The sequence below is a fragment of the Thalassobacillus pellis genome (genome assembly GCF_016908295.1).
Lineage (GTDB): Bacteria > Bacillota > Bacilli > Bacillales > Halobacillaceae > Thalassobacillus > Thalassobacillus pellis.
Genome location: NZ_JAFBDO010000001.1, coordinates 956,792 through 969,877, shown reverse-complemented (window position 1 = coordinate 969,877; position 13,086 = coordinate 956,792). Strand labels below are relative to the sequence as shown.

The window sequence follows — 13,086 nt, the reverse complement described above, 5'->3', positions numbered from 1 at the left end:
ATTTTTTCCAGTACCTAGCGAGATGAGCTAAGTGAACAAGGGCTTTTATTTTCTGGAGGAATTCCAAGGAGCGGGGCCTCTTCCACTCTGGAAGAACGAGTGAGCCGAGATCGCCGAGCGTGGGTTTTGCGAGATAGCTCGGGCGCTCGTCCGCGGAAAGGGAAGGGTCTTTTGCTCCAGGCGGCAAAATAAAACTTGCAGTAAAAACAGTGGTTCCTACGCAAACGAAAGCCCTCCGATAAGGATGGTTTATATACTCTTTTCAAGCGTTTTTTACAGGAGAGAGACAGGTTATGGTACACTACCTCTTAGAAGCTATTAGAGTAATAACGGGATCGCCTATATCGCGTATAGAAGTGCTTTAAGATTATTAGGGAGAAAGGAAGAGATTATGGTACGTTTTGGTGTGATCGGTACGAATTTCATTACAGAAAGACTACTTGAACATGTTAAAGATATGGAGGATTTTAAGCTTACAGCCGTTTATTCACGTACAAATGAAAAAGCAAGAGTTTTTGCTGACAAGTATGGAGCTGCGGAAACATATACCGACATTGAAGAAATGGCAGCCAGTGCTAATGTAGATGCTGTCTATATTGCAAGCCCTAACTCCCTCCATGTCAGCCAGTCGATCACTGTGATGAACTGTGGGAAGCACGTTCTTTGTGAAAAACCCCTGGCTTCCACATCCTCAGAAGTTGAAAAAATGTTTGCAGCAGCGCGGAGAAATGACGTTTTATTGATGGAAGCCATGAAAACAACTTTTGTTCCTAACTTTCTAAGTATCCAGCAGCACCTTAGTAAGATAGGGAAAATAAGACGATATGTCGGAACCTATTGTAAATATTCATCGCGCTATGATGCCTACAAAGAAGGTACAGTTTTAAATACATTCAACCCTGTTTTTTCAAATGGGTCCTTGATGGATTTAGGTGTTTACTGCATCTATCCCATGATAGTTTTATTTGGGACTCCCCATCAGACCAAGGCTTCCGGTGTGAAACTGGAAACAGGGGTAGATGGAGAGGGAAGTGTTTTATTTCAATATGAGGAAATGGAAGGCGTCGTGATGCATTCAAAGATTTCGACCTCTTTTTCCCCCTCTGAAATACAAGGGGAGCTGGGCAGCATCCTGATTGATAATATTTCGGATCCAGCTTTTGTCGAAATTCGGTATAAAGATGGTCGAAAAGAGGATATTACCAAGGAATACGCTTATCCATCTATGTATTATGAAGTGGATGCCTTCATTAACCTTATCAAAGAAGGTAAAAGGGAATCCTCTATCAATTCTTTTTCTCACTCTTTTGCAACAATCCAAACTATAGAAACAGCCAGGAAGCAAATTGGTATCACTTATCCTGCAGATCAATAATAGATCATTAGAAATTCAGGCATTGCTTTTCTGCAATGCCTTTTTTTATTCTCTATTTTCCTTCACATTCGCTCCTTTCTTATCATGTTTTTCTCAACTTTCCCCTTTCCCCCCATTCTTCTTCTGTCACAAACTCGATTTTATATGCTGAATTACCCACTGGAATGATAAGCCTATATTACCATGCATTTCATGTATACAATAATGCACACATGTAAACAAAAAGTATACTTTGTGTATGCAAATCAGTGTGCAAGTATACAAAAGTGTATACATATTGTTTTTAAGGCATGTGTGCGGAAATGTGTTCAAGTGTACGTTTTTGTACGCAAGTGTACGTGATTGTGTGCAACTAATTTCTTATTGACGGTTGGCGTAATCTCGGATAACTTTAAATCTAGTAACAGTAATAAAAGTCTAGTTGCTCACGAAGCTTGTAAGTAACTTCAAAATTAGAAAGGAAAGTTGTTAACTATGACTAATTCTAGAATTGCAGCTGTAGATGTTGGTAATGATGCTGTCAAGGCACTCTTTGGAAAACTGGACTCCGACTTATACATACCAAATGTAATCGCGAGAGATATTGAAGATCGTCCAGTAATTGGAATTGAGGAACTGGATGACAAAGATCCGATTGATAACATTCACATTCGTGTTCACTCCCCTGCCCTGCAAGAAAATAACGCCATTTATCGTGTAGGTACATTGGCAACAAAAAGTAATAATTCAACTGAAATCGATCCTGGAAGCAGTAAATCAGAGGAAGACCAGACATTGGTAATGCTGTTTGCTTCCCTTGCTTTAGATGCAGTAAATGGAAATACACCAGACAAAGGGTTCAAAACAAATAATGGTGTCATCGATGCTAATTACACGCTTGGAACAGGACTTCCACTTAGAGAAGTAAAAGAAGGCAAAGATGTGGGCTATCGTTCCCAGCTGCTTGGATCCGTTCATCAGGTGGAGTTCCTGGTAACACCAAAGTATCAAGGGAAAAAGGTCAACATTAAGTTTGACGAAGTAAAAGTATATCCGGAAGGCTTCGCTGCTTATGTGAACCTTGTCATGGATAATGATTTAAATATCATTAACAAAGATTTAATTGATAAACAGATCCTTATTCAGGACATCGGTGGCTTGTCTACAGATATTGCTGTCATCCGCAATCGTAATGTTGATGATGATAAGGCGCAGGGATTCAACCTGGGTGTTTCCGAATCATTGGAAGCGATCCGGGAGGAAATTCGCAGTAAACATGGCGTTGAGCTGGACAGCCGAAGAGACGTTGTCGATATCATTACCAGGAAGAATGACCGGAACCACATCATGGTGAAAGGCAGCCGGACAAGTGTCCACGATATTACCGATCGAATTTTACTTGAACTTGCTAAGAAGGAATACCGTTTCCTTCGTAATGTCTGGCAGAAGAATTCCCAGTCTGAAATATGCTATTTTGTCGGTGGTGGTGCTTCTGTACTGAAAGATTACCTGAAGAGTCTGAATAATAATCTGGATGGATTTAATATCGAATTTTTCGAAGATGAGAAAGAGAGCATCTGGATGATGTCTAATGCTTACTATAAGCTGATTTCCGACTACATTCGTAAAAACCGGAAAGTAGAAGAGAAAAAAGGTGAAAAACAAAAAGCTTCTTCATCTAAATAGGGTGATTGTATGAGTAATTCACAAAAAGGTATACAGCGGGGGCAGTCGATTACTTTTCGTGTCCCTTCTGATACGCCGGATCATCTGCTGAAGCAGCTGAGTAACTTGAAAGAAACCGAAAGAAGGAATTTTTCAAGCAAGATAGCTCAGTTTGTTTTGCAGGGGGTCAATGAGTCGCTTTCAAAGGAAAGAGAAACCATTACGATACCACTTCCAAGACAACTTACGAAGGAACAGCGTAATTGGATTAAGCACGAGCACTCTGAAGCGTTACTCGGCAGTGTCATTCATCATTTGCTCGCCGATCCAGTTCGTGCGACAGCGCTGCTTGCTTCCTTGAATAGCAGTGCCGTTGATATTGATGAGGCACTCTATTTACAGGAAGAAACTGCTGCCACGGAAGAATCGGACAAAGCCACACCTGTAAGTGATCTTCAAAATGATGATAAAAAATGGGATGATATGGACCGGGCATTGGATGAATTGAATTTTGACCAGATGAAAGAGGAAATCCATCATACGAAATCAGAGGAGCCTGACCAGGATGAATCGGACGATGACCTTCTGGGCGGCTTCCTTTCCAAAATGAATAGTTAAACAAAGACTTTCTGAAAAGTTCCTGCTTTTCATGAAGGTCTTTTTTTTGTCTACTTTGAGCGAACGATGTTTTGAAAACACTAATGCCGTAAAACCATCGGATTGTTTAAAGAATCCTGTCTATCGAATAGGTATATAGACCTGGAGGGAAAGAAAAGAGGAGGACGAATATGTGTAATAACACAAAAAAGCAGGAAAGGAGGAGCAAGTTAGTCACCACTAAATTAGATTAAAAGGAGTGAAAAGGAAATGATCATCAATTCTGAAATGATTTCACAGGTAATGGCGATGCTAGTGATTTTAATGGGAATAGGAATGCTTCGTTACCAGCGCAGCTTACTGAGCTTAAATCTTTTAGGAGGCAATGTTCTGGATGAAGTCAGGGAAAGATCCTTCCGAGTAGTTGTGGAGGATATGGAAAATGCACAGTTGAACAGAAGAACAAGTATTTATGTAGAGCCACAATCGCTGGGACGAGTTACGGATAGAGGGCCGCCAGAGGTACTTATTGAATAAAGTATAAAAATTATCCATTCACATAGAGATGTATTTTATTAATACTTAAGATGATGGTGGACAATTGTTAGAGGACACCTGACACTCTAAAAAAACGGAAATCCGCCTTTCATCACAAGTATGTGTTTTCGTTAAAAGGGGCAGCTGATTCAAGGGAGGGGTATGCCTATTTAAATAATAAAATACAGAACATAGAGGCCAGGACCTCTGCGGAAATAGGTGCCTGGCCTATTTATCATGCATAAAAATAACGTTATGTCAGTTTTGGGCGTACATATAATGTAGTAAAGAGCGACAGGAGGTGGGGAGCATCGAGATATTGATTCCCAGCACCCTCAGGGAAGGGATAGCTGCAGTTGCGATTTTGCTGGGGTTTATCAGTGTGATTGCTTCATTCCGGAAGAAATGGATGTCGCATGCCTTGAAGGTCGGAGGCTTATTTTTACTACTAGGGCTATGTCTTTTTTCGGATAGTGAATGGAGTTACCTGGCAGGGATTTTCATTGTTGCGACAGCTGTGACCCGTCTCGATTACCTGCAAAATCTGATAGCGATTATCAGGGGAAATAAGGATTATTTTGACTATAAGAAAGAATTTGTCTCCCATAATGAAGTGTTTGAGCAGAAGTTGAAAGAGCTTAAAGGATTTCAAAATGAGGAACGGCAAGCAAGGGATGATGCTGAAATGGTAATAGCATCTCCACATACTCAGCCAGAACCTGTTCAGCTTGCGCTGATTGCTGAAGAATTTGCATTTAAGAAAATCGAAAGAGCCTATAATAAACCTATTCAAAGGCATATACGCATCATTGGGGATAGTCAGCAGTTTGAATTTGATGGTCTGATTGAGCTGGCAGATGCTTGTGTAGTCTGTACTTCAAAAATCATTCCTCATTCTCCGTTTCCGTTTGAACCTGTCGTACATTCTGTAGACCGCTTATTACAACAATCTTTCGACTATAAGAAATTACTTCCCGACAATAAAAAATTAATTGTCACGTTTGTCATTGTCAATTCGTTTGAGGAAGGCGTAAAAAACGAATTAAAGGAAAAGTTAGCAGATTATAAATCAGCTGGGGCTTCTTTAGGAATTGAATTCGAATTATTATTATTTTCGTTTGCGGAATTAGGTCTATATTCTTTAGAAAAATCGGAAAGCTAAAGACGCCAGCCTGCATCCATAATAGGAAGTGGCTGGCGTCTTTCTGTGTGATTAAGAAATTTAATAAATGGATGGCTGTGGATTAACCCTCTATAGTGGGCTTCATCCAGCTCCAGCGCCTACCCCTTCGAGGTCTTAAGCCGATCCTCTCTGTGACAAAGAAACGTCACGACTAGGCTTGGCTTAAGCTGGTCGGGAGTGAGCAAGGCGCTTCCGGCTTTTGTTGTTATTCCATATTTTTCAGCATGTTTTTGATAATGAATGAGGAATTATCAATGGCATCCTGTTTGAAATCTTCCCATTTTACATAAGCTTCTTCTCCTGCATCATCTGAAGCCGAGCGGATGACGATATAAGGAACATCATTGAGGTGAGCTACTTGTCCAACGGCGGCACCTTCCATTTCCACTACATAAGCATTGAACGTATCCAGAATCCATTGCTTTTTTTCCTCGTCAGCTATGAATTGATCTCCAGTCGCAATTCGTTCAGTGAATACCTGGATATCATTGTCCAGCTTTTTTGCTGCTTCCTGTGCCAGGGTTATTAACTGTTCATCCGCCTTGAAATAGCTTTCTTCCATACGTGGAATTACGCCTGGCTCAAGCCCTTTTGCTGTTTCGTCCATGTCGTGATGAACGGTATCTTTGGAAATAACTATATCCCCAAGTGCCACATCAGGATGAAGTGCACCGGAAATACCCGAGTTAATCAGTTTATCTGCTTCAAATTGGGTGATTAATAATTGAGCAGCCATGGACGCGTTTACTTTCCCGATACCGGACTGTACTAGAACGATGTCCTGTCCATTTAAGGTTCCTTCGTAAAAGGTCATTCCAGCGACTTTCTCCTCAGATTCCACTTTCATGTCTTCATGCAATAAGGCGATTTCTTCTTTCATAGGACCAATGATACCAACGATGTCTTCGCTCTTTTTTTTGTCTGCGTTATTTGTCTCGGCTTGAGCTTTATCTTCTCCTTGAGAGGAACACCCGATCAGTGTGAATAAAAGGATGAACATAAATAATGCTTGCTTACTGTAGGTAATGATATTCATTCTGCAACTCCTTCTAGTGATGTGATTTTTTATTTATATGAATGCTTATCGCAGACATTTTTCATTCGTCATGGATATTAACATGTGAACCTTTATTTACATCAAATAATCCTAAATCCGTCAGTTTCAAGGTAGGTATAACCGGCAGAGTCATGAAGGCAAGGGTTAAAAAAGGATCGAAATCCCCTTTGAATCCTAGCTCTGCCATTACTTCATGGAGCTGATGGACTTGCTTATAAACGACGTCATATGGCTGGCTGGACATCAACCCGCCTACCTGAAGGGGGATGGATGCTGCCACCTTCCCATCTACTACAACTGCTAACCCTCCCTGAATGTGCTTAAGTTCCTGGATAGCTTGTATTATATCCCTGTCATTTGCTCCGGCAGCCACGATATTATGCGAATCATGGGCTATAGTGGTGGCAATCGCTCCTGCATTCAACCCTAACCCTTTAATTATTCCTAAGCCAATATTTCCCGTGCATTTATGACGTTCGACTACTGCTATTTTCAAGAAGTCTTTATCGGAGGACGGTATAAAGAAGCCGTTTACCATATCTACATCAGCCATCAGCTTATTTGTACGAATAGAATTGGGCACGATTTCCATAACTTTTGCCTGGCTTTGGGTTAATGGTATTTTGATATCTTTCTCAGTAAGTTCCGGTATGTTAACGGATCCAGTGAGCTTGCTGAAGTGTTTGTTGGCAACAGATTCATCTCCTAGATAAGTACCTTCTTTGGCAACCAGTTTTCCACCTTTATAAACTTCGGAAATTTTCAAAGTCTCCAAATCATCAAGCAAAAGAAAATCTGCATCAAAATCCGGGGCAATTGCTCCTTTTCTTGTAAGCCCATAACATTCAGCAGCATTCAAAGTGGCCATTTGCAATGCAGTAATCGGGTCAAGACCAAGTTTTATAGCCTTTCTGACGTTATGGTCGATGCTCCCCTCATTAACAAGAGTATCGATATGTTTGTCATCCGTACAAAAAAGGCAGCGTCGGGCATTATATGGTGTAACAATATTAATTAATCTCTGTAAATCCCTTGAGGCCGATCCTTCTCTTATCATGACATACATACCTCTCTGGAGACGTTCCTTCGCTTCCTCAGATGTAGTGCATTCATGATCCGTTTTTATCCCTGCAGCACGATAGACATTTACTGCATGAGTATTAAGTCCAGCCAGGTGCCCGTCAGTGTATCCTCCGGTATTGGCGGCAATTTTATCGACTATACTGTTATCGCCAGAGCGAAGAGTAGGATAGTCCATCACTTCAGCCAGACCTAAGACTTTAGGGTGCTGGAAATAAGGGGTTAAATCTTCTGCAGTCAATGTGGCACCGTTATTTTCAAAAGGGGTGGCTGGAACACACGAAGGCATCATAAATAAAATTTCCTGGGAAATACCCTCAGCGTTCGCCAACATAAACTCAATGCCTTTTTTTCCGGAGACATTGGCAATCTCATGAGGATCGGTAATAACAGTAGTCACGCCATGTGGGACAGTAACTTTTGCAAATTCACTGGGTATCAGCATCGAAGATTCGATATGGACATGCCCATCAATAAAAGATGGTGAAACGTAGCGGCCCTTTGCATCAAGAATTTCTTTTCCTTCAAACTCACCGATGCCAACGATCGTGCCATCTGTAATAGCAATATCCGCTTTGAAGATTTCGTTATTAAATACGTCGACGATTCTCCCGTTCTTAATGACCAAGTCAGCGGGTATTTCTTTATCTGCTACGGCTATCCGTTTCTTCAGTACCTGTTTGTTCATCTTTAGCACCCTCTCCTGAAAAATAAAAAAACTCCAGGTTTTTCCTGGAGTTTGACATAGAGAAGAGGATTAATGTCAATTGCACTAATCTATCCAATCCTCTCGTAGTCAAACTATTTACGGTAGTTTGGTAGAAACTTATGGACCATATCTCCAAGATTATACGAAAAGTTCGTTTATTCGGTTGAAAGTAATTCAAATTCTACATAGAGGTGCTCATGGTGTCAATGGGATTATGAATTGACTAAACAATAAAAATTTTCAAATTAATAATTGCGTGTATCAGAAGAAAATTTAAAGTGAAACTAAGGAGATGATGAATGGATGAGGGGGAAGAAGATGAAAAAGTATGATTGCGTCATCGTGGGCGGTGGGATTGCTGGATTGCAGGCTGCCATTCAGCTGGGACGGTATTCTCACCGTATAATAGTTGTTGATTCTGATAAGGGAAGGTCGAATTTAAGTCATTGTTACCATAATATACTTGGATGGCCGGAAGGTGTCAGTGGGCAAAAACTTCGAAGTATTGGAAAAAAACAGGCAATCGATTTTGGTGTAATGTTTATGGAGGACCTTGTTGTAGATGTTGCCCAAAAAGACGGAAAATTTATGGTTAAAACCACTAACAAGACAATAGAGGCTGACTCGGTGTTACTGGCTACAGGAGTAGTGGATCGCATCCCGCCTAAATTCTTGCCATTGTTTCCTTGCCTTGGTTTAAGTGTATTCATATGTCCGGACTGTGATGGACACGAAGTGAAAAATAAGCGTACTCTTGTATTAGGAACAGGCAACCCTGGAGCACATTTGGCAATGGCTCTGACGTATTGGACGAACGAACTGATATTCATCAATCATGAACAAAGGGATGTCGACGAGGAACTAATGGAGAAGTTGAACGAAAACAATGTAACTTATATATGTGAATCCGTAGAAAAAGTACTATGCGATGGACGCCATTTACATGGAGTAATTTTAAAAAATGGGACAAAGGTTACCGGCAATTATGCATTCCTTGCGTTTGGAGGGAATAAAGTTAAGTCCGAACTGGCCAGAGGGCTGGGAGTGGAGCTTTTTCATAACAAACATATACTTTCCAACCCAAGGACCAAAATGACCAATGTTGAAGGGGTATGGGCAGCTGGAGACGTTGCTGTTCATTCTGAACAAGTAGCCATTGCTATGGGGGATGGCCACCAGGCAGCAATATGGATCCATAAATATTTACTGGAAAAAAAGTAAAGCAGACCGGCAGATACCGGACTGCTTTATTTGCCTCAAGCGTTATTCGCTTGTCCTTTTTTCATCTCGCTTACAGTGTCACCGACTGTATTTTCAGCATCATTTATACCTAAATCACCCAGTGAAACCACACCTTTGACATCCTTTTCTTTTACTACCAAGAGACGTTGTATCTGATGATCCTGCATGAGTCTTGCCGCTTCTTGAACCTCCATGTCAGGTAATCCTGTTATAACATTTTCAGTCATAATATCTGCAGCCTTCACCTGGTCGGGTGATCCTTTTGCTAAACCTTTAACTACAATGTCGCGGTCTGTCACTACCCCTAAATATTCATTTTCATTGGCGATCGGAAGGAAGCCGACCTCTTCTTCTTTCATCATTCGCGCTAATGTTTGAAGGTCTTCTCCTGGCTTACAGCTTTTCACGTTTTCTGTCATAACTTCTTGCAGTACTGCCATCTGAATTACCTCCTTTAGGAATCTTTCAGTAAACAATAACCAATAACTGGGATTCCTAAAACGTCAATGTTAAGTTGTAATTGATTTGTAAAATCAGAAAAATCTTCTGACGGCTTTTCATATGTTGTAAAAAATGCGGGTCTTTCTATTAATCCTTTGTTCATATGGCTGACTATACCCTGGTTATACCACTGTTGAGCTTCATAACCGGCGTTGAAGTGTTTCCAGATCTCCTCTCCTTTTGCAGCATATTCCGCTTCCATTGACAAAAGGTTATCCAGTTTATCAGCAACAATCAGGCTTTTCACCTCGAGCGAACCGGTTTTCACTGTATCTATCGTATGCTGTTTGCGTTCTTTCCAGGATTTCTTCTTGTCTTCTGTGTGAGCGGCAACAAGGTTTGCAACACTGTTGCCGAAAGCATGTTGGATATCGTTTAACGTAACATTCGTATCCTCGACTACATCGTGCAAATAACCGGCACAGACCACTTCATCACTGAATCCTGCTTCCATTAAAATATCAGCGACCCGTATAGGATGCGTAATATACGGCTCACCTGTTGACTTTCGTCTTTGCCCTTCATGGGCTTTTTCTGCAAAAAGTTTTGCTTTTTTCAGCATAATGCTCCCTCCGATTTTGGAATCCTTTAGTAGGCTTTACCCGAAACAGTTATGGTACACTACACAAAAGTTCTGTTAACTTCCTTAGAATAGCAGGTTCCTTAAGCCAACATGAAGCAGAGCTTTAATTAAAAAAGGGAGTGGACATTGATGGAAAAGATCAGCCTTCATAATGGTGTGAAAATGCCGCAGCTTGGCTTTGGGGTGTGGCAGGTGGAAGAGAAAGAGGCAGTTACAGCTGTCAAAAAAGCGCTGGAAACAGGATATCGTTCAATTGATACAGCTGCCATTTATAAAAATGAGCGGGGTGTCGGGAAAGCGATTAAGGAAAGTGGACTTCCACGGGAAGAGTTATTTATAACGACAAAAGTTTGGAATAGTGACCAAGGGTATGAAAGAACACTATTGGCATTGGAAGAAAGTCTGGATAAGCTTGAACTTGATTATGTTGATTTATATTTAATCCATTGGCCAACCCCGGAGTTTGACGAGTATGTAGATACCTATAAAGCACTGGAAAAGCTTTATCACAAAGGAAAAGTGAAAGCCATTGGAGTATGTAATTTTGATATAGAGCACCTCAGGCGTTTATTAGATGAGTGCGACGTTCTTCCTGCGTTGAATCAAGTGGAATGCCATGCATATTTAGCCCAGCACGAATTAAAGGATTTTTGCAAGCAGCAAGGTATTTATGTAGAAGCATGGAGTCCTTTGATGCAGGGGGGAGAGGTGCTGAAGGATGACGTTATAAGAAAAATTGCACAAAAACACGGCAAGACTCCAGCCCAGGTCATCATACGCTGGCATTTGCAAAATGATACGATTGTAATTCCAAAATCTGTTACGCCATCAAGAATTGAAGAAAATTTCCAGGTTTTTGACTTTGAGTTGAACACGAATGAAATAAATGAAATGAATAGTCTGGACAGAAATGAAAGAAAAGGACCTCTACCTTCAGAAATGAATATTAGATGAGTAAAAAACACGATGTCGAAAAGTGAACTGTACCTGAAGATTGAAAAGCTTTAATTTTTGCTCCCTATTTAGTGACTCCGTTATTAAAACGGGGTCATTTTTTTTTATAAATAATAAAATTTTTAGAAAATTATTGATTGTTTCGATAATTTTAGTAGATAAGTTTTGTTCTAAAGTATATAGTAATATGTATAAGGTAGGTAAATAGTATCATTAAATAAGTTATAAGCACTATATATATGGGCTTTTATGGGAGTTTGAACATAAGGGGGGAGAAGAGTGGACATATTTTCAGCCGATCTGTTCAAAAATAATGGAGTCTTTGCCAAAGAGTTTTTAGATGCAGTCAGCGATGGAATTGGTGTATTTGAAAAGAAGGGCGGCGAATTTTATTATGTTTTCGTGAATAGGGAAGCTGAAAAGTATTTTTCTTCCTCTATTAAGGTTGTGGGGAGTTCGATTGGAGAAGTCCATGACCCAATTACATGCGGTTTTCTAAGAGAACGATTGGGACGGGCGCTTAAGTTGAAGACAAGGCACTGGGAAGAAATTACTTCCAGAAATGGTTTGAGTTTTGAAGGGGAGCTGACTGTTCACCCTATTTTAGGTCAAGGGAAGGAATGCCACCGCTTAGTTATTATCGTGAAAAACATCCAGGTTTTCCGGAAAAATAACCAACTTAAAGAAAATGAAAGGTTATTGAAGGAAGTGGAGAACCGTTACCGGAGTCTTGTGGAAATGTCGCCTGATGCTGTTTTTGTCCATAATGAACAGGATCGAATCATATACCTGAACGATGCAGGAGTTCAATTGGTGAACGCAATTTCAAAAGAGGATATGGTGGGACAAAACATATATCGTTTTATCCATACAGACTCAGCCAGCACGATTAAGGAAAGAATTAAATCTATCCTGGCTACTGGCATGAAATCAGGTCCAAATACGCACTGCTTTCATAAAGTTGATGGAACTCCATTTTTTGTTGAAATCCATGCCGCCCGGGTTGAATATGGCGGGAAATTTGCAGTCCAAACCATTTGTCGCGATATCACAGAGCGTAAGGAACAACAGGATCAACTGAGAATACTGGCGTATCGTGACCAGTTGACAGAAATATATAACAGAAGATTTTTCTTTTCCAAAATGCAGGAAGAAGTGGAGCAAGCATCCGAGATAAACAGGGAATTTGCTATAGTATATCTGGATTTTGATAACTTCAAGGAAATTAATGATACTCATGGTCACTTTGTTGGGGACGAAACCTTGATTATTATTACCAGGCGGGTGAAAAAGATTCTTCGAAAAGAGGATGTTTTTGCCCGAATTGGTGGCGATGAGTTTGTCATCTTATTACCTGGTGCAAATCATGGACAAGTGAAACGGGTAGCACAGAGAATACTTGATCAGGTACTAAAGCCAGTGATCCTTAATAGAGAGAGCTTTCACGTAACGGTTTCCATCGGGGTGTCTCTTTTTCCCCTGCACGGATCAGATGGACAGGAGCTTATCAGTTACGCGGATAAAGCACTATACCAGGCGAAAGGGTCCGGGAAAAATCGCGTTTGTATTTATGACCCTGCTAAAAAATATAGTTAATCCCAATGATAGGAGCATGATTTATCGG

General features: G+C 40.6%; 12 protein-coding genes and 1 riboswitch. Of the genes, 8 read left to right on the top strand and 4 right to left on the bottom strand.

Annotated elements, in window-relative coordinates:
• Nucleotides 1-391 precede the first annotated feature (391 nt).
• From JOC33_RS04550 to JOC33_RS04530, 5 genes are all read left to right on the top strand, one after another.
• On the top strand, nucleotides 392-1,375 hold the full coding sequence (locus JOC33_RS04550; protein WP_205091244.1) for a Gfo/Idh/MocA family protein: 984 nt from the start codon (nucleotides 392-394) through the stop codon (nucleotides 1,373-1,375).
• 474 nt (nucleotides 1,376-1,849) lie between these two features.
• The gene (locus tag JOC33_RS04545) at nucleotides 1,850-3,040 is read left to right on the top strand and encodes a ParM/StbA family protein (protein WP_205091242.1); all 1,191 of its coding nucleotides are present in this window, start codon (nucleotides 1,850-1,852) and stop codon (nucleotides 3,038-3,040) included.
• Between the two features lie 9 nt (nucleotides 3,041-3,049).
• The gene (locus JOC33_RS04540; RefSeq protein WP_205091241.1) at nucleotides 3,050-3,637 is read left to right on the top strand and encodes a hypothetical protein; all 588 of its coding nucleotides are present in this window, start codon (nucleotides 3,050-3,052) and stop codon (nucleotides 3,635-3,637) included.
• Between the two features lie 249 nt (nucleotides 3,638-3,886).
• The gene (locus JOC33_RS04535) at nucleotides 3,887-4,153 is read left to right on the top strand and encodes a hypothetical protein (RefSeq protein ID WP_205091240.1); all 267 of its coding nucleotides are present in this window, start codon (nucleotides 3,887-3,889) and stop codon (nucleotides 4,151-4,153) included.
• A 301-nt stretch (nucleotides 4,154-4,454) separates the two neighbouring features.
• Nucleotides 4,455-5,315 (top strand): hypothetical protein, encoded by an 861-nt coding sequence (locus JOC33_RS04530; RefSeq protein ID WP_205091239.1) that lies wholly within the window; start codon nucleotides 4,455-4,457, stop codon nucleotides 5,313-5,315.
• 226 nt (nucleotides 5,316-5,541) lie between these two features.
• On the opposite strand, the gene JOC33_RS04525 is transcribed toward JOC33_RS04530, so the two are convergent.
• Together JOC33_RS04525 and ade are read right to left on the bottom strand one after the other, a co-directional pair.
• Nucleotides 5,542-6,372: a 5'-methylthioadenosine/adenosylhomocysteine nucleosidase gene (locus JOC33_RS04525; protein WP_239533968.1), complete on the bottom strand. Its 831-nt coding sequence runs from the start codon at nucleotides 6,370-6,372 to the stop codon at nucleotides 5,542-5,544.
• Between the two features lie 61 nt (nucleotides 6,373-6,433).
• Nucleotides 6,434-8,161 (bottom strand): adenine deaminase, encoded by a 1,728-nt coding sequence (gene ade / locus JOC33_RS04520; RefSeq protein ID WP_205091238.1) that lies wholly within the window; start codon nucleotides 8,159-8,161, stop codon nucleotides 6,434-6,436.
• Between the two features lie 85 nt (nucleotides 8,162-8,246).
• Nucleotides 8,247-8,348, bottom strand: a riboswitch (purine riboswitch).
• A 152-nt stretch (nucleotides 8,349-8,500) separates the two neighbouring features.
• Here ade and JOC33_RS04515 point away from each other — a divergent pair.
• Nucleotides 8,501-9,403, top strand: coding sequence for an NAD(P)/FAD-dependent oxidoreductase (locus tag JOC33_RS04515; protein WP_205091237.1), 903 nt, complete (start codon nucleotides 8,501-8,503; stop codon nucleotides 9,401-9,403).
• A gap of 35 nt (nucleotides 9,404-9,438) precedes the next feature.
• Here the strand turns inward: JOC33_RS04515 and JOC33_RS04510 are convergent, their stop codons facing one another.
• A complete protein-coding gene (locus JOC33_RS04510) occupies nucleotides 9,439-9,864 on the bottom strand; it encodes a CBS domain-containing protein (protein ID WP_205091236.1) in 426 nt (141 codons plus the stop codon).
• Between the two features lie 14 nt (nucleotides 9,865-9,878).
• On the bottom strand, nucleotides 9,879-10,487 hold the full coding sequence (locus JOC33_RS04505) for an HD domain-containing protein (RefSeq protein ID WP_205091234.1): 609 nt from the start codon (nucleotides 10,485-10,487) through the stop codon (nucleotides 9,879-9,881).
• Nucleotides 10,488-10,637: 150 nt separating this feature from the next.
• Between JOC33_RS04505 and JOC33_RS04500 the strand changes: the two genes are divergently transcribed.
• Together JOC33_RS04500 and JOC33_RS04495 are read left to right on the top strand one after the other, a co-directional pair.
• Nucleotides 10,638-11,462 (top strand): aldo/keto reductase, encoded by an 825-nt coding sequence (locus JOC33_RS04500; RefSeq protein WP_205091233.1) that lies wholly within the window; start codon nucleotides 10,638-10,640, stop codon nucleotides 11,460-11,462.
• A 279-nt stretch (nucleotides 11,463-11,741) separates the two neighbouring features.
• Nucleotides 11,742-13,058: a diguanylate cyclase gene (locus JOC33_RS04495; protein ID WP_205091232.1), complete on the top strand. Its 1,317-nt coding sequence runs from the start codon at nucleotides 11,742-11,744 to the stop codon at nucleotides 13,056-13,058.
• Nucleotides 13,059-13,086 lie beyond the last annotated feature (28 nt).

Coding starts and splice junctions, on each gene's coding strand:
- JOC33_RS04550 (WP_205091244.1), top strand. CDS start 392: ATGGTACGTTTTGGTGTGATCGGTACGAATTTCATTACAGAAAGACTA.
- JOC33_RS04545 (WP_205091242.1), top strand. CDS start 1,850: ATGACTAATTCTAGAATTGCAGCTGTAGATGTTGGTAATGATGCTGTC.
- JOC33_RS04540 (WP_205091241.1), top strand. CDS start 3,050: ATGAGTAATTCACAAAAAGGTATACAGCGGGGGCAGTCGATTACTTTT.
- JOC33_RS04535 (WP_205091240.1), top strand. CDS start 3,887: ATGATCATCAATTCTGAAATGATTTCACAGGTAATGGCGATGCTAGTG.
- JOC33_RS04525 (WP_239533968.1), bottom strand. CDS start 6,372: ATGAATATCATTACCTACAGTAAGCAAGCATTATTTATGTTCATCCTT.
- ade (WP_205091238.1), bottom strand. CDS start 8,161: ATGAACAAACAGGTACTGAAGAAACGGATAGCCGTAGCAGATAAAGAA.
- JOC33_RS04515 (WP_205091237.1), top strand. CDS start 8,501: ATGAAAAAGTATGATTGCGTCATCGTGGGCGGTGGGATTGCTGGATTG.
- JOC33_RS04510 (WP_205091236.1), bottom strand. CDS start 9,864: ATGGCAGTACTGCAAGAAGTTATGACAGAAAACGTGAAAAGCTGTAAG.
- JOC33_RS04505 (WP_205091234.1), bottom strand. CDS start 10,487: ATGCTGAAAAAAGCAAAACTTTTTGCAGAAAAAGCCCATGAAGGGCAA.
- JOC33_RS04500 (WP_205091233.1), top strand. CDS start 10,638: ATGGAAAAGATCAGCCTTCATAATGGTGTGAAAATGCCGCAGCTTGGC.